The 15,905-nt window shown below is 65.9% G+C and carries 12 protein-coding genes and 2 pseudogenes; 10 read left to right on the forward strand and 4 right to left on the reverse strand.

Annotation, left to right across the window (positions count from 1 at the left end):
- Positions 1-37: 37 nt before the first annotated feature.
- From RGUI_RS18275 to RGUI_RS18315, 9 genes and pseudogenes are all read left to right on the forward strand, one after another.
- The gene (locus RGUI_RS18275; protein WP_156883026.1) at positions 38-409 is read left to right on the forward strand and encodes a transposase; all 372 of its coding nucleotides are present in this window, start codon (positions 38-40) and stop codon (positions 407-409) included.
- Positions 410-499: 90 nt separating this feature from the next.
- Positions 500-682 carry a hypothetical protein gene (locus RGUI_RS22250; protein ID WP_253799270.1) on the forward strand — a complete coding sequence of 61 codons (183 nt, stop codon included), beginning with the start codon at positions 500-502 and terminating at the stop codon, positions 680-682.
- A gap of 292 nt (positions 683-974) precedes the next feature.
- Positions 975-1,599: pseudogene (locus tag RGUI_RS18285) on the forward strand (IS66 family transposase zinc-finger binding domain-containing protein); the annotation flags it as partial.
- A gap of 538 nt (positions 1,600-2,137) precedes the next feature.
- Positions 2,138-2,530, forward strand: coding sequence for a hypothetical protein (locus RGUI_RS21955; RefSeq protein ID WP_216640085.1), 393 nt, complete (start codon positions 2,138-2,140; stop codon positions 2,528-2,530).
- An 89-nt stretch (positions 2,531-2,619) separates the two neighbouring features.
- Positions 2,620-2,742, forward strand: a pseudogene (locus tag RGUI_RS21570) (transposase); the annotation flags it as partial.
- Positions 2,743-2,854: 112 nt separating this feature from the next.
- A complete protein-coding gene (locus RGUI_RS18300; protein ID WP_081535508.1) occupies positions 2,855-3,280 on the forward strand; it encodes a hypothetical protein in 426 nt (141 codons plus the stop codon).
- 62 nt (positions 3,281-3,342) lie between these two features.
- Positions 3,343-3,813, forward strand: a complete 471-nt coding sequence (locus tag RGUI_RS18305) for a DUF2271 domain-containing protein (RefSeq protein WP_081535510.1) — start codon at positions 3,343-3,345, stop codon at positions 3,811-3,813.
- Between the two features lie 11 nt (positions 3,814-3,824).
- On the forward strand, positions 3,825-6,026 hold the full coding sequence (locus tag RGUI_RS18310) for a PepSY domain-containing protein (RefSeq protein ID WP_081535512.1): 2,202 nt from the start codon (positions 3,825-3,827) through the stop codon (positions 6,024-6,026).
- On the forward strand, positions 6,007-6,972 hold the full coding sequence (locus RGUI_RS18315; RefSeq protein ID WP_081535514.1) for an FAD:protein FMN transferase: 966 nt from the start codon (positions 6,007-6,009) through the stop codon (positions 6,970-6,972). The genes RGUI_RS18310 and RGUI_RS18315 overlap by 20 nt, the downstream gene beginning before the upstream one ends.
- An 84-nt stretch (positions 6,973-7,056) precedes the next feature.
- Here RGUI_RS18315 and RGUI_RS18320 read toward each other — a convergent pair whose 3' ends face one another.
- The 4 genes from RGUI_RS18320 to RGUI_RS18335 all read right to left on the reverse strand — a co-directional run bounded on the left by RGUI_RS18320 (position 7,057) and on the right by RGUI_RS18335 (position 12,819).
- A complete protein-coding gene (locus tag RGUI_RS18320) occupies positions 7,057-7,554 on the reverse strand; it encodes a DUF4405 domain-containing protein (RefSeq protein WP_081535516.1) in 498 nt (165 codons plus the stop codon).
- A 268-nt stretch (positions 7,555-7,822) separates the two neighbouring features.
- Entirely contained in the window at positions 7,823-8,269 is a 447-nt protein-coding gene (locus RGUI_RS18325) for a DsrE family protein (protein ID WP_253798615.1), read from the reverse strand.
- Between the two features lie 63 nt (positions 8,270-8,332).
- Complete coding sequence (locus RGUI_RS18330; RefSeq protein WP_081535520.1) at positions 8,333-11,476, reverse strand: efflux RND transporter permease subunit; 3,144 nt, start codon at positions 11,474-11,476, stop codon at positions 8,333-8,335.
- Positions 11,473-12,819, reverse strand: coding sequence for an efflux RND transporter periplasmic adaptor subunit (locus RGUI_RS18335; protein WP_081535522.1), 1,347 nt, complete (start codon positions 12,817-12,819; stop codon positions 11,473-11,475). The genes RGUI_RS18330 and RGUI_RS18335 overlap by 4 nt, the downstream gene beginning before the upstream one ends.
- Positions 12,820-13,401: 582 nt before the next feature.
- On the opposite strand from RGUI_RS18335, the gene RGUI_RS18340 reads away from it, so the two are divergent.
- Positions 13,402-15,900: an EAL domain-containing protein gene (locus tag RGUI_RS18340; protein WP_172841193.1), complete on the forward strand. Its 2,499-nt coding sequence runs from the start codon at positions 13,402-13,404 to the stop codon at positions 15,898-15,900.
- The last annotated feature ends 5 nt before the right edge of the window (positions 15,901-15,905 follow it).

Below are 15,905 nucleotides of genomic sequence, written 5' to 3' on the forward strand. Positions count from 1 at the left end.
GACGTCGTTTACGACGTCGTATTGGGCGGAGGTTGGGATGAAGCACGAGGTCCTTCCGGGCAAGGAGCGTCGGCGGCGGTGGTCTGACGAAGAGAAGTTGACGATCGTGGCGGAGGTGGGTCGGAACGGCTGGACCGTGGCCGATGTTGCGCGGCGTCATGATCTGACGCGCCAGCACATCTACCAGTGGCGGCGGGAGTTGCGGCGCCAGTTTCTCTATCCTCAGAGCGATGAGACGATCTTTCTACCGGTCGAGATGGCGGACTCCGCCGAGGTCAAGGATCCTGTGTTCGGCCCGGGCGGATCGGAGGTCACCGTCATTCTTCGCAACGGGCGCCAGATCCGGTGCCGTGACGGGATTGGCGAGGATGTTCTTGCGCGCCTGATCCGTTTGGTCGAGGCGGCATGATCGGGCCCGGGACCGGCGTCCGGGTCTATCTTGCCTGCGGGGTGACAGACATGCGCAAAGGGATCGCGGGGCTTTCCGTAATCGCTCAGGATGTGCTGCGCCAGAACCCGGCGAGCGGGGCGGCGGGGAGAGCCGGGCGAGGACTGGCTGTGGAAGATCATACAGCGGACCAAGCCGAAACAGGCCGCCATCGCGCTGGCTAACCGCACGGCCCGAACGGCCTATGCGCTTCTGAAAAACGGAACCGAGTATCGGGCGGCCCGTCCCGCCTGACCGCAACCGGGGCATCTGCTCCGAACGAAAGGCAAGTGCATCGTGAGATTATGGCAATTGGCGGAGATATCGCAAAGGACACCCTGTTCGGACCGGAGCGCCCGAGAACGCGCGCCATTGATTGGGGCCAGAGCGACCGCGGACATTCATCAGGGCGCGCAGCCCATGTGCTGCATATCAAACGCCGTATACATGGCCGCAACCGACCAGATGCCAACATCACCGAAACGCCCTTGCCCCGCGGGCGCCATCCATACATGATTTGCCCGATGATCCCGCCATCCTGAAGGCGATGATCGCCGCCCTGCGGGCGGAAAACGCGCAGATGACGTTCGCCGGTTCACTCAGACCAGTGGCGTGAACTGGCTCACCGCTGTGCGCCCATGACCTGCTGGTCCAGGCGTCGTGCTGGAAGCACGCCTCCGGCGTGACGGGTGCGGATTGCCAAGCTCAAGAAGCAGGCCTTCGGGAAGAGTTCCGTGAAGATCGAACGCGAGATCGAACAACTGGAACTGGCGCTTGAGGGTTTGCAGGTGGCAATGGCCGAGGCCGAGACCACACCGGCCGAGGACAATGCCCCTGGCAAGGACGACACAGCCGCGGAGGAGGAGGACGGCAAGACACCCCGCCGCCGCCCGCGCGTTTCCGACACGACCCCGCGCGAGCGCCGCGAGCTTGACCCCGGCGACACCTGCCCGGACTGTAGCGGTGAATTGCGGGTGGTGGGCGAGGATGTCAGCGAACTGCTCGATATGATCGCCGCACGGCTGAAGGTGATCGAGATCGCGCGGATCAAGAAATCCTGTCGACGCTGTGAAACGATGGTGCAGGAGCCAGCGCCCAGCCGGCCGATCCCGCGCAGTATGGCCGCGCCTTCCCTGCTGGCCTTCATTCTTGTCTCGAAATTCGACGACCACCGTGTGTTCTCAGTAGCGACATGGAAAGGAGGTACTTAACTGCAAGAGGGATGAGGGTCGGCCCCTCGGGTTCGGCGATCAGGAGCCGATCCCAAACCGCCACAAGCTGCTGTCGTAAAGAGCGATGGTGGTGAGCGTTGTGGAAACGGCGGGGCATGATCCCGTCAGGTAAGGTCCTGAGAGACGAGCGAAAGCGAACCGTCGATGAACTGCCGAAAGCGTATGGTCGATATCAGAACCGGGGGTGTTGGTCACCTCGGGATGAGTATGGGCGGTGCCCTGAAGTCCGGCCCATGCGGCATCCGGCTCGAATGCGGCGTGACTCTGGATCAGGCTCTTTTGCGAAACAGAAGAACCTGTCGTCCCGATGCCAAGGGAGACGACCGATCGGGAAGCCCCCGAAAGGTCCAGAGTACCAATGCGGGGCACAGGGGCAGAACAGCCCGTAGTAGGAATGAAGGCGCTGTAATGGCGCTGGACCAAAGGGGCTGTGGTGTTCAGCCGCTGCCGCTGGCCAACTGGTGACAGGACGAGCCGGATGACAGAGGCAAAGCCGTTTACGATTGAGATGAGAGATGTCTGGGACGCGTTCCAACATATGGACGCCAACCAGGGTGCAGCTGGTGTAGACGGGCAAACGCTTGAAAGCTTCGGGGAGCGGCTCGGTCCGAACCTCTACACGCTTTGGAACCGGATGTCCTCAGGCAGCTACATGCCATCGCCGGTACGCCGGGTAATGATCCCCAAGGCGGATGCGGGCGAACGACCGTTGGGTATCCCGACGGTCGACGCTCATTTGGTCCGATGGGCGATGCGGAAGTATAATCGCTTCGGGCAGCGGCCCCGGCAAGCGCGGCTCTGGCTGGCCAGAATTGCGAAATCCACGCCGGGGTTGTTCGCTCATTGGGGTCTTCTTTACGCAAGAGGCTGAATGTCGGGAGCCGTATGAACTGAGAGGTTCACGTACGGTTCTGGGAGCGCACGAGGGTGAAATCCCCTCGTGCGACTCGCTTTCTATTGTACCGCCAGGCGGACATCTACCGCCGGCAGAGCCTCGATCTCGACCCGACGATGCTGGCCAACGGGGCCGGGCGGGCGGCGCAGCTGTTGCAGCCGGTGATCGATGCCATGATCGCCGAGCTCTACTGCGCCCGTTTCCTGACGGGAAGCTGAAGCAGATTTTGCACCGCCGTCAGGAAGCGATCAGGCGCAGGCGCGAGTCCTTGGGGCATCCGATGACCCCAAGGAGAGTCACATGACCACCATTTCGAAAACCATCCTCGCCGGCGCCGCTCTGGCGGTCGCGCTGTCGTCTGCCGCCTTTGCGCAAGAGGCCCAGACCCCGACGGACCAACCCGCGGCCAGCGCCGAGGCCCAACCGCCGATCCTGCCGCGCAAACCTGCGGCAACGGCGGGCCAGACCGACCAGAGCCGGCAATTCGGCGACCGGCGCGAACATCACGAGCGCCACGCCCGCAATGACCGCCATCATGACGACGGCTGGTTCTTCTTCGGGCGCCATGGCGACCGGGATCGCGGCCATGACCGGGATCGGGACCGCGATTGCGACGACCGCGGCTGTGCCCGCGGCAGCCAGCAACCCGCCGCCCCCGGTTCGGTCGCGCCGCCTGCCAACGGGCTCTTCAACAACGGCGCCGCACCCAAGGTGCAGTCGAACTGAGCCGGCCCTAGCGGGCCGGGTCCCGGCCCGCTGCCTTCCCTTTGATTTCAGGAACCAGACACATGAAAAAGCTTCTGATCGCCCTTGCGCTGACCACCTCGCTGACCGCGCCCGGCATGGCGCTCGCCAAGGAGGTCACCTTTACCACCACGCTGACGAATTACGGCGGCGACGGCGCGTATCTCGCCTACTACGTCACGGATGCGAACGGCGCCTATGTCGGCTCGCTCTGGATGGCGGGCGGCAAGACCAAATACTATGACAGCCTTTCCGATTGGTATCGCGCCACGGGCGGCAATACCGCCGAGGTGGCGGGGATCACCGGCGCCAGCGTCGGCGCGGGCAAGACCCTGACCGTCAGCTTCGACCTGGCCGATGCGCTGTTCGATGCAGGCTATGAACTGCATATCGACGCCTCGGTCGAGGACATGCGCGACAGCCCGTCCGAGATCGTCGTGCCGCTGACGAGTGAGGGCGCAGGCCAGCCCGTGCAGGGCCGCGCCTATATCGCCCAGTTCACTTACGACATGTGAGGGAGGGGCCGATGATCCGTTCCGTGCACCGTTGGGCGGGGCTTGGCGCCGCCCTGATCGTCAGCACCGTTGCCGTCAGCGGCGCGGTCCTGGCCGTCTATCCCGTGGTTGAGGCGCTGAACACCGCGGCGCTGCCCGCCAGTGATGTGGGCAGCTTCGCGGGTAAGGTGCAGGAGGCCATTCCGGGTCTGGAACAGATCCGGGTGGCGGCCTCGGGGCGGATCACGGCCTATGCGTGGGAGGCCGGTCAGGCCTCTCAATGGATCATCGACCCCGCGACGGGGGCGGCGCTCGCCCCCGTCACGCCGTCGCCGGTGGAGCTTTGGGTCACCAACCTGCACCGGGCGTTTCTGGCCGGCGATGCGGGCCGGGTGGTCGCGGGGCTGGCCAGCCTTGCGATGCTGGTCCTCACGATCTCCGGCTTTGCGCTGGCCGCACGGCGCATGGGCGGCTGGCACCGCCTGTTCGGCCCGCTCAAGGGGCCATGGCCGCAGCGGCTGCATATGGAGCTGGCGCGCTTTGCCGGGGTCGGGCTGTTTCTGTCCTCCCTCACCGGGCTGTGGCTGTTTGCGCTGACCTTCGGCCTGATCCCCGAGGGCAGCCCGATGCCCGCCTTTCCGGCTGTCAGCGGTCTGGGCGGTCTGTCCCCCTCTGCACTGACAGCCCTGCGCGACATTCCCCTGTCGGAGCTGCGCGAACTGACCTTTCCGCGCGAGGGCAACCTGCGCGATGTCTTCACGGTGCAGACCGATGCGGGGCTTGGCTATATCGACCAGGGCACGGGCGAGATGCTGGCCTTTGCCGCGCGCACAGGGCTGGACCATGTCTCTGACGTGATCCAGATGCTGCATACCGGGCAGGGGGCCGCGGCGCTTGGCCTGATCCTCGGCCTTGCCGCGCTGACCGTGCCGGTGCTGTCGCTGACCGGGCTGATGCAACAGGCGGGGCGCGTTCGTGGCTCTGGCCGTCGGGCGGCCAAGGTCGCGGCAGACGCTGCCGATACCATCCTCCTTGTCGGCTCCGAAGGGGGCATGACATGGAAATGCGCCGAAACCCTGCGCGCGGCGCTGACCCGGGCGGGCAGTGCCACCCATGTGGCCGCGATGTCGGATTTCGCGCCGGAAACCTATACCCGCGCCGCGCGTATCCTGATTTTGGTCGCGACGTCCGGCGATGGCGATGCACCGGGCTCGGCCCGCGGCTTCCTCGATAAACTGGCCGCCCTGCCGACGCCGCCCGCGGCCCCGTTTGCCGTGCTCGGTTTCGGCGACAGCGCCTTTCCGAAGTTCTGCGGCTATGCCGCGCGGGTGGAGGAGGCGGCGCTTGCCGCGGGCTGGCCCAGGCTGATGCCCATGGCCAAGGTCGACCGGCAGTCGCAGCAGGATTTCACCCGCTGGGGCGCGGCGCTGGCCGAAACGATGGGCGTGACGCTCGATCTGGACTCCGCCACCCGCCTGCAGGAAACGGCCGATCTGCGCCTGATCTCGCGCCGGGACTATGGCGCCGAGGTGCAGGCGCCCACCGCCATCCTGCGCTTTGCCCTGCCGCGGCGCGGGCTCTGGGCGCGCCTGACCGGACAGGGCTTTGCCCGGTTCCAGGCGGGCGATCTGATCGGGGTGGTGCCGCAGGGCGACACCCGCCCGCGCTACTACTCGCTGGCCTCCGGGGCGCGCGACGGGTTCGTCGAGATCTGCGTGAAGAAACATCCGGGCGGCCTGTGTTCCGGGCAGTTGATGGAGCTGCAGCCGGGCGACACCATGCATGCCTTCCTGCGCCGCAACCCGGCCTTCCATGCGCCCGCCGACGCCAAACCGCTGATCCTGATCGGCGCGGGCACCGGCATCGGGCCGCTGGCGGGGTTCGTGCGGGCCAACCGCGCCCGGCGGCCGATCCACCTCTATTTCGGCGCGCGCTCGCCTGAAAGCGACCTGCTTTACGATGTGGAAATGGCGCGCTGGCAGAAGGAACGGCGCCTGACCGCTGTCACCACCGCCTTTTCGCGCAGCGCCGACCGCGCCTATGTGCAGGACGCCCTGCGAAACGACGCCGAGGCGGTACGCGGCCTAATCGAACAAGGCGCGCGGATCATGGTCTGCGGCGGGCGCGGCATGGCGCAAGGCGTGGCCGCGGCGCTGGACGATATCCTGAGCCCCGCGGGCCTCTGCCCCGTCACCCTGAAAGCGGAGGGACGCTATGTCGAGGACGTATACTGACATGATCCGCCACGCGCTGAACGGCCCCACCATGGGCACGCGCTGGTCGGCCATTCTATACACCGCGCCGGGGTTCGACCCGGCGCCCTTGCATGCCGCGCTGGCACAGACGGTGGCCGAGATCGACGACCAGATGTCGACCTGGAAGCCCGAGAGCGACCTGATGCGCCTGAACCGCGCGCCGGCCGACACATGGGTCGCGGTGCCGGCGCATCTGATGGCGGTGCTGGAGGCGGGGCTGGCCATCGGGCGGGCCTCTGACGGGGCGTTCGACATCGCCATGGGCGATGCGGTCTCGGCCTGGGGGTTTTGCGCAGCCGAGGCGAGCGAGGAGGGCATCCGGGCCGCCCTGTCCGTCCCGCGCCGCCCGGCACATGAGGTGCTGGAACTGGACCGCGCGGGCCTGCGGGTGCGCAAGCACGGCCCGGTTGCGCTCGATCTCTGCGGCATCGCCAAGGGCTATGGCGTGGATCGTCTGGCCGAGACGGTGAAAGGCTTCGGCATCACCTCCGCGCTTCTGTCCATCGACGGGGAACTCCGCGCCATCGGCACCCAGCCGGACGGGCAGCCCTGGGCGGTCGCGGTGGAACGCCCCGATCACGCCCACCGCGCCGCGCAGTCGGTCCTGGCGCTGACGGGTGCCGCTGTCGCAACCTCGGGCGACTATCGCCACTGGGTGGAGGTGGGCCGGGCGCGCCTGTCCCACACGATGGACCCGACCCGCGGCGCGCCGCTGGCCCAGAGCCCCGCTTCTGTCACGGTGGTGGCGCCGAACTGCATGCTGGCCGATGGCTGGGCCACCGCGATGATGGTGCTGGGGCGTGACAAGGGCCGCCCGCTTGCGCGCAAGATCGGCCTGTCGGTGCTGTTTCTGGAACGCGCGGGGGAGGGCGTGACCTCCGCCGCCGTGGGCCCGGTCTTCGAGACGGAAGAGGCCGCGCGCTGACCTCTCCCCAGCACGCGGCCTCTTGCGACCCTCAGGCGGGCTCTGCCCTCCGCCGGACTTATCCACCGGCGGAGGGCGTTTTCGTCAGTGCCCGCGTCCGACCAGCACGCCGGCGATCTCCATCATCGATTTGCCGGAACCTTTCGCGATGGCAGTCAGCGACTGGTCCGGCGCCACGGTATAGCCCGCCGCCGCAAGCTTGGCGGTCAGTGCCTCTTCGGTCATCCCCAAAGCCGGGGCGACCTCGGCCGGGGTGTGCTGCAGGACCTGCTGGCTCAGCGCAAAGACCGGCGGGCGGCCACCGCCTTCACCGCCCATGGGCAGGAAGAAGACGGCACAGGCCAGCACCGACACCACCGCGGAAATCAACAGCGGCCGGCCGGTCATGTATTTCGTCATCGGCTTCCAGTTGCGCCAGACATGCAGGACGAACGGCAGGATCAGCACCATCGACAGCCATTCATGGATGCCGTGAAAGGCACCCGGGCCGACATGGAAGAACAGCGCGATCCCGGAGACCAGGGAAACGAGGAAGAGGGCGATGATTGCCGGCGTGGCATAACGCATCAGGGTATTCGACATCAGATATTTTCCTTCGGACGTGAGACCGGCAATCCGCCGGTTCGGTATGCGGTCAGAGGCATGGGCAAGGATACGACTCGCGCATGTCCGACCTTGGCACTCGGCCTATGCCTCCTGCCTTACAGGAAACTGAACGATTGAACCGTGTGACTCCGTCGGAGGTTCACCAAAGAAAACGCCAGCCTGTCACGGCCGGCGGTTCGTTGCTTGCGAGGTGCGCGTTGACCGATCGATCAACGGGCAATTCGGGGCGCGACAAGCGCCGCGCCTACCATGACAGGGTCTTGACGTTTGGATCGAACAGCCAGCTTTCGATCACCGGGAAACTCCCCATCTGGACGCCGTCGATATAGTCGGCCTCGGTCAGCCCGGCAGCCTGGGAACAAGCCTGGCACATGATGACCACGCCGCCATCGGCCATGAATGCGGTCAACATGCCCTGAATGGATGTTCCGCTTTCCGCCAGCAGACCGTGAATATGGCTCGGCCGTTTCTTGTCAGCCAGATAGACGGCGCGCACATTCATCCAGATCGCCGTCTTGTGCCCGGTCTTGAGTGACTTTTCGTGGGCGAACATGATCGCCTTGGCCGCGGCCCATGTGTCATCGGTGGTCAGGTTGATGAACAGGCCGGGCTTTTCGTCCTGCGCCATCGCGCCGAGCGGGGCGGTCAGCATCGCGACCACAAACATGAGTTTCAAAATCAGGAATCGCATCATGTCCTCCTTGGATTGCCCGGTAAGGCTGTGACGGCGCCGAAGGGACGGACATGATATCGATCAAATTCGGCTTCCCGTGACCGGATTTGCCCTATCCGTCGCGGCCTTCGGGTCTTCGGCGTGGCGGGTCACCAGCCCCAGATCGCACAGGATCAGATAGACCGCGGGCGTGACGAACAGGGCCAGAAGCGTCGCGCTTGTCAGCCCGAAGGCAAGGCTAGCCACGATGGGGCGCAGAAACTGGGCCTGTGTGCTTTGCTCCAGCAGCAGCGGCGCCAGGCCCACAACGGTGGTCAGCGAGGTCAGGATAATGGCGCGAAACCGGTCGCGCACGGCTTCGCGGGCCGCCGCCAGATCATCATGCCCTGCGGCCTGCCGTTCCTTGATGAACGCCACCAGAAGGATCGAGCCATTGACGACCACGCCGGCCAGCGTCGCCAGCCCCACGAGGCTTGGCAGCGATATCTGCAGCCCCAGCGCCATATGCCCCCAGATCACCCCCACCAGCGACAACGGGATCGCGGCAAACACCACCACCGGCTGCAGGAAGCTGCCGAACTGAAAGGCGAGGATCAGGTAGACCCCGATCAGCCCCAGCCCCAGATTGCGGATCAGCGAGGCGCCTGTGGTCGCGGTGTCCTTGGCCTCGCCCACGATCACGACCTGCACATCGGGGCGTTTATCGGCAAGTTTCGGCAGGAACTCTGCTTTCAGGGCCTGGATCAATTCGCGGGCATTGGCGATGTCGGGGTTGATCGCGCCCTGAACCGAAACCGTGCGCTGACCGTCGATCCGCTGGATCGTGGCATAGCCGCGCGCCTCGCGAATATCGGCAACGGCGGTCAGCGGGATCAGCGCGCCGCCTGGGCCGGGGACGCGGATCTCCTCCAGATCCGCAGCCGTGGCCCGGTCTGCCGCCGCCAGCCGTGCCACGATGTCGAGACTGCCCAGATCGTCGCGCACCTCCAGCCCCGTGTCGCCGCGAAAGCTCGCCCGCAACTGTCCCGCGACGTCCTGCGCGGTCACCCCCAGTGCCGCGGCGGCCGCGGGTTTCAGCGTAACGATATATTCCGGCTTGCCCGGTTGCAGGTCGATGGTGACATCGCGCACACCGTCAAAACCGCGGAAGAATTTGCGCATCTCCTTTGCCGTGGCCTCAAGCGCGGCCAAGTCGCGCCCCCGAAGCCTAACGTCGATCGGTTTGCCGCCCGCGCCCCGTTCCTTGTCGGTGATGCGAAAGGCGGCCATGTCGGGCATGGGGCCCGTCAGTTTTTTCCAGCGGTCCAGGACCTCGGTCACCTCGGTCGTGCGGACACCCGCGGGCAAGAGGCGCGCACTGACCGTGGCCATATGCGCGCCGATCTCTGGCGTATCGGCGTTGGTGCCGAAAGACACGGTGTAGCTTTGCACCAGCGGCTGGCCCTTGGGCTGTTCTGGCGTCATCTCGGCATTCATCTGCTCCAGCGCGGCCACGACCTTGGCAACGCGTTGTTCGGTGCGTTCAAGCGGCGCGCCCTGAACCAGCAAAAGCCGCGCCTCGACCGTGTCGCTTTCAAGCCGCGGGAAGCTTTGATACTTGATCAGCCCGCCTGTGAAGGGCGCGACGGACACCAGAACCAGAAACCCGGCCAACCCCAGCGTCAGGTAGCGGTAGCGCAGGGCCGCGCCTGCGACCGGCACCACGACCCGGTCGCGCAGGGCGTCGAACGCCCCGTTGACGACACGGCTGAGACGGTTCTGGGCAAGCGGCCGGTCCAGCGCGCCTTTCATGTGATGCGGCAGGATCAGGAACGCCTCGACCAGGCTGACGATCAGGGTGATGACCAGAACGGCCGGGATGTATTTCAGAACCGCCCCGATATTGCCCGTCATGAACCCCAAGGGGCCGACGACCATCACCGTCGTCAGGAACGAGGCGATCACGCCGGGGGCCACCTGCGTGGCGCCGTTCACGGCAGCGGCGGCCGCGCTTTCGCCCGCTTGCCTGCGGCGCACGATGTTCTCGGCAATGACAATGGCGTCATCCATCAACAGGCCCACCGCGACCAGCAGGGCGACCATGGTCATCATGTTGATCGTGAACCCGAAAAGCTGCATCGCGAAGACCGCGCCCAGGAACGACACCGGCAGCCCCATCGCTACCCAGAACGAGATCCTTGCCCCGAAGAACAGCCCCATGGCCACCAGCACAAGCACGAGGCCCTGCACACCGTTCACCCCGATGATCCGCAACCGTTCGCGGATATTCGAGGTGGTGTCCTGCGAGATCGCCAACCGGATATTGCCCGGTGCGTCGGCCTGCGCGATCTTCATCAGGCGCTCGACCGCTGCCATCACCGTCAGCGCGTCCTGCGTGGCCGTTTTCGAAACGGTCAGGATCGCCGCGCGCTTCCCGTTGAAATACGCCGCCTGTGCCGCGTCGGAAAACGCCACCTCGATCCGGGCAAGATCGCCCAGCCGGACCTCCGCCCCCGCCTGTGTGCCCGTAACCGGGATCGCGGCCAGATCGTCGGGAGAGCGCCGCGCGCCCAGAAAGCGGATCGCGGCATCGCCCTCTGCGCCCTCCAGCGTGCCCGCGGGCAGGTCGAGCGAGGTTCGTGCAAGCGCCGCGGAAATATCGGCCAGCGACAAGCCGCGGGCGTGCAGGGCGGCCGCGTCGATCTCGACCGTGATCTCGCGATCCGAAAAGCCGCCGATGTCGACTTGCGAAATGTCGGGGTCGGATTTCAGCCGGTCGGCCAGATGGTCGGCATAGGCCAGCAACACGGCCGGATCGTCGGGGCCGGTCACGGCGATGGAGGCGACGGTTGCGACGCGCTCGACAATCCGCGTGACGGGCTCCTCCGCCTTTTCGGGAAAGGTCGAAATGCCATCGACCGCGGCGGCCACGTCATCGTTGAACCGGCGCATGTCGGCGCCTTCGACGATCTCGGCGGTGACGACCGCCACGCCCTCGCGCGCGAGACAGCGCAGTTCGGCCAGATTGTCGACGGCGCCGATAGGGTCTTCGACGTCGCGGCAGATATCCTGCTCGACCTCGGCCGGGGTGGCGCCGGGATACGGGATGCGCAGCTCGACCTCGCTGGGCGGCACCAGCGGGAAGGTATCGCGCTGCAGGGTGGGCGCCGCCACCAGCCCAAGGACCAGAAAGGCCAGCATCAGAATGTTGGCCGCGGTCGGGTGCGTGGCGAACAGCCGGATCATGGCCGTTGTCCCTTGCCCTGGCCGCCGCCTTGCCCTGTACCCTGGCCGCTCCCCGCAGAGGGCTTGCCGGTGGCCAGCGCCGTGAGACGGGCAAGCGTCGCCTTGTCCTCGACCGGCTTCACGGTCATGCCCGGAACGGCGATGGCGGGGTCGGTGACAACCAGCTTGTCGCCCGGGGCCAGCCCCTCGGCCAGCAAGGCGATGCCGTCCATGGTATAGCGGATCGCGACGGCACGCCGTTCCAGCGTGTTTTGGCTCGTGGCGACCAGCGCGGTGCCGCCGCGCACGGCCTCGGCCGGGGCGACCAGCGCCTCTCGCGTGGGGGCGCTCAGGATCACCTCCACATAGGTATTGCGCCTCAGCGGCGGGCGCGCGCCAGCCTGGGCTTGGCCCAGCGGATCGTCAACGCGAACGATCAGCGCGGTGCTTTGCGTGGTCGGGTCGATCGCTTCGCCCACGCGCACAAGTTCGGCCTTCCAGATGACGTCATGGCCCTCGACCGGCAACCGGACCCGCGCCTTCAGATCGGTCACAGTCCCGCCGTCTGGCAGCATCCGCACCAGAGGCCCGATCTTGCCGAGGGCGAACTGCGCGGCAATCTCCACCGCCTCGGTCCCCTCGGCCGACATCAGCACCTGGCCCCGGCTGACCACCTGGCCCAGTTCGGCCGACACGTCGGTCAACCGCATGTCATAGGGCGCCCGGATCGACGTGAAATCGAGATTGCGCTCGGCCAGCTTGCGTTGGGTTTGCAGGACCTCGCGTTCTGCGCGGTTCAGGGCCAACTGGTTCTCGATCTCGGTCAACCTTGCCCGGGCAGACAGCTCCTGCCGGCGCGATTGGTCCAACGCGGCCCGGGTGGCGACGCCCTGTGCGGCAAGGTCCTCCTGCCGGCGCAACTCCGCACGGCTGAGCGTGAGGTCGGCGCGGCTGATCTCAAGGCTCGCCGTCAGGGTCTCGTCCTTGACGTCGAGCGCGGCAAGCTGGGCGTCGATCTGGGCAAGCGATAGTCTCAGGTCTGTATCGTCGAGCCGGAGGAGTTCCGTCCCCGCCGCCACGATCTCTCCGGGGGCGAGGCGATCATCCGTCGCGGCCACCTCAGCCTCGATCCGGGCCACGGCCCGCCATTCCCGTGCAGGGGCGACGACGCCATAGCCGGTGATCCGTGGTGTGACCGTCATCGGGGCCAGCGTGATGACGCGCACGGGTGTCGGTTTCGGGCTCCTTTGTTGGGCGGAGGGCGGGTCCTTCAATGCCCCGGCAAAGGAAATCGCGAGAACCCCAAGCCCGAGTGGCACGGACAGGGCGGCGATGCGGGACAGGCTCCGGAACAGACGCGACATCGGATTCTCCAGACATGGTCGCCATCAGGTTTCGGCAAGGCGTGCCGCCCGGGCAAGGGGAATCGTCCGTCCCGTGCGCGGGTCGCAGCGTCTTGCCGCTCTCGGTCGTGCGGAGGGAGCGGCGGTCTATGGCGTTTCCTGCTGCATGCGGCAGCTTCGGCAAAGCGTGCCCGCCTTTGCCGCGATGCGCCGGGTGCCTGACCCTCTGGCGCGCCCGGTTGGTTCCGTACCACCGGCGGTGCGATTTTGGCCCAATAGTTAACCGTTTATAAGGCATGTTTCCTGACTATTGCCGGGGGCATTCCGACTCCGTGGAATTGGCGGGTACATGTGCAAATCGAGGAACATAGGCAAAGCCACCGGGTCGCCCGGCATCACTTGGCGCCTTTGGCCCTCGGAATCGGGGTTTGCGCTGGCGGCACTTGCCTCGCCAGGGGCGAAGGGGCCGACCTGTGACGCGCCGTCGCTTTGCTGCGGCGGATATCCCGTGCCTTTGGGTCAGTCCATTGCGGGGGCGTCCTGCCCTGCCACTCCGCTTGCGGGTAAACGACGATGATGTCTTTGCCGGACCAATTCCACGCGATGATGGGACGCGCAGAGACTGCCGCCTGGCTGATCGATCCGGAAGGCTGCGTGATCTGTGCAAACGCCGCCGCCGAACACCTGCTGGGGCAGGGGACGCAATCGCTTGTCGGTCGGGACATCTCTGAAATGCTGTGGGCTGAAGATCCCGCCCATTTCCGTTCAGTGCTGTGCGACGTGCTTCAGACACAGCAGCAGAGCGGCACAATCGAAGGTGCGTTTTGCCGGGATGACGGGATGGCGGAAAAGGTCTGTTGCAAGCTGAACGCGGTGCCCCCCGACGGAAAGACACGTGCCGTGCTGGTTCTGGCACAGGCGTCAGACGACTCTGAGGCGGGTCAGTCCGCACGGGTCGCAAACAAGCGTCTGGAAACCGTCGCGGCGAATATCCCCGGCGGGCTGTTCGAATACCGATGGACCCCGGACAGGCGCACGTCCTTTTCCTATTTCTCGGACAAGTTCGCGGAACTGCTGGGCGTATCGGCCGAGGCCCTTGAACAGGGCGGCGAGGCGGTCTTCGCCAATATTCCGGCCGAGGATGCCGAAGCGATCCAAGCGGGCCTTGCGACGTCGCGCAAGACCCTCTCCCTTTTCGAGCTTCGCCATCGTGTGATGCATCCCAGGAAGGGGCTGTGCTGGCTGAACGTCTGGGCGTCGCCGGTGAGGGAGCCGGACGGCAGCGTCGTCTGGTTCGGCAAGTCGGTGGACATTACCGACCGGCTGCATATGGAGCGCCGGGTGGCGGAGGCCGCGGCTGAGGTCGCGCGAGCCCACCGTCAACTCACCACGATCTCGAACATGGTCGAGGTCGGGCTCTTCGAGTTCCGGGAGCTTTCGGACGGCACGACGGATTTCGCCTTTGCCAATGACCATTTCTGCGACCTGATCGGTGTCGAGCGACACGCGATCAACGGGTTGAAAGACGGATTGCGGCCGCTTGTCGTTGCGGACGATGCGCAGGATTTCGCGGCTGGCAAAGAGGTCAGCGCGCGCGACCTGTCGCCCTGGACCATGCGGTTTCGAATCCACCATCCGTCCCGCGGGGAAATCTGGCTTTCGGGTTCCTCGGTTCCGCGGCGAGAGGACGATGGCACGCTGATCTGGGCCGGGGCCCTGTCGGATGTGACAGAGCATGTGCGCCGAGAGGAAGACCTGCAGCGGGCACATGCCAGATCGGAAGAGAAGCGGGCCGACAATGAACAACTGGCGCTTCACGATGAACTGACGGGCCTTCCCAACCGGCGCTACTACGAAAGGGAAGTCGCGAAACGGGCGAAGGACGGCGGCAGCGGCGTCGGTGAGCAGTGTTCCGCCGTCATTCGCATCGATCTCGACCATTTCAAACAGATCAACGATACGCTGGGCCACGAGGCCGGGGATCAGGTGCTGCAGCACGTCGCGGAAATCTTGCGCGGCAGCATGCGGTTGGTCGATTTTGCCGCCCGCATCGGCGGGGATGAGTTTTCGGTTCTCGTCGGGCCGTCCACGGCCGGAGACGACGCCCGAAAGATCGCTGAGCAGGTTCGGGCCAGGCTGGGTGAACCCTTCGCCTGCCAGGGCTTTCCGATCAGTCTGTCGGCGAGTTTCGGTATCGCCCATGATGCAGAGATGAGCGACCCGAACGACGACCTTCAGACATGCGCCGATGTGGCGCTGTACCACGCCAAGGAAACCGGCCGGAACCGGATCGAGAGCCATTCCGAGCGCCTCAGGTCCGGCCTTCGGTTCTCGCGCAGGGTGGCCGCGGAACTGGAGCATGCGCTGGAACAGGGCGAGTTCGTGCCGTATTTTCTGCCCCAGCTCCGGGCAGAGGATGGCAGCCTGGCTGGGGTCGAGATCGTGACCCGATGGCGCCATCCCATCAAGGGGCTTACGGCCTGGTGCGATTTCGCAAGCGCGGCCGAGCAGCTTGGCATCCGGGCAGACATCGACCGGATGATGATCGACAAAGCCATGTCGGCACTGGCCTATTGGCGGCAAACCGGTCTTTGCGTTCCGAGGATCAGCCTGAATGTCGGTAGTGCGACCCTGAACAGGCCCGAGATCGTATCCGCGGCCGGGCACCTTGCGACGGGAAGCACGGAGGTGAGTTTCGGCCTTGCCGAGTCGGTTCTGGTGGGCGACACGAGAGAGGTCTTCAAGAGCCACCTGAACAAGGTGCATGCCGCCGGGCTGGGCCTTGAGATCGACGATTTCGGTTCGGGCTATGCGTCGATCCTGGCGGTGATGGAAATCGCGCCGTCGGTGTTGAAGATCGACGAAAAGATCGTGGCGTCGGTCGCAGAGGATCAAAAGGCGCGGGAAACTGTCCATCGCATCATCGATCTTGCCAACACGCTGGGCATTCGGGCCTTGGCCAAGGGGGTCGAGACCAAGCCGCAGGCCAGTACGCTGTCGGCGATCGGGTGCCACGAATTTCAGGGCGGCCTGTTTGCGCAGGCCCTCAGCGAAACGGAACTGCCGGCCTTCTGTCGCGGGAGAGAACGCATTACCGCGTGATGTCG

The organism is Rhodovulum sp. P5 (genome assembly GCF_002079305.1).
Taxonomy (GTDB): domain Bacteria; phylum Pseudomonadota; class Alphaproteobacteria; order Rhodobacterales; family Rhodobacteraceae; genus Rhodovulum.

Bases quoted from the DNA above. Each gene is read 5' to 3' on its own strand.
- RGUI_RS18275 (WP_156883026.1), top strand. From the start codon at position 38: ATGAAGCACGAGGTCCTTCCGGGCAAGGAGCGTCGGCGGCGGTGGTCT.
- RGUI_RS22250 (WP_253799270.1), top strand. From the start codon at position 500: ATGTGCTGCGCCAGAACCCGGCGAGCGGGGCGGCGGGGAGAGCCGGGC.
- RGUI_RS21955 (WP_216640085.1), top strand. From the start codon at position 2,138: ATGACAGAGGCAAAGCCGTTTACGATTGAGATGAGAGATGTCTGGGAC.
- RGUI_RS18300 (WP_081535508.1), top strand. From the start codon at position 2,855: ATGACCACCATTTCGAAAACCATCCTCGCCGGCGCCGCTCTGGCGGTC.
- RGUI_RS18305 (WP_081535510.1), top strand. From the start codon at position 3,343: ATGAAAAAGCTTCTGATCGCCCTTGCGCTGACCACCTCGCTGACCGCG.
- RGUI_RS18310 (WP_081535512.1), top strand. From the start codon at position 3,825: ATGATCCGTTCCGTGCACCGTTGGGCGGGGCTTGGCGCCGCCCTGATC.
- RGUI_RS18315 (WP_081535514.1), top strand. From the start codon at position 6,007: ATGTCGAGGACGTATACTGACATGATCCGCCACGCGCTGAACGGCCCC.
- RGUI_RS18320 (WP_081535516.1), bottom strand. From the start codon at position 7,554: ATGTCGAATACCCTGATGCGTTATGCCACGCCGGCAATCATCGCCCTC.
- RGUI_RS18325 (WP_253798615.1), bottom strand. From the start codon at position 8,269: ATGCGATTCCTGATTTTGAAACTCATGTTTGTGGTCGCGATGCTGACC.
- RGUI_RS18330 (WP_081535520.1), bottom strand. From the start codon at position 11,476: ATGATCCGGCTGTTCGCCACGCACCCGACCGCGGCCAACATTCTGATG.
- RGUI_RS18335 (WP_081535522.1), bottom strand. From the start codon at position 12,819: ATGTCGCGTCTGTTCCGGAGCCTGTCCCGCATCGCCGCCCTGTCCGTG.
- RGUI_RS18340 (WP_172841193.1), top strand. From the start codon at position 13,402: ATGATGGGACGCGCAGAGACTGCCGCCTGGCTGATCGATCCGGAAGGC.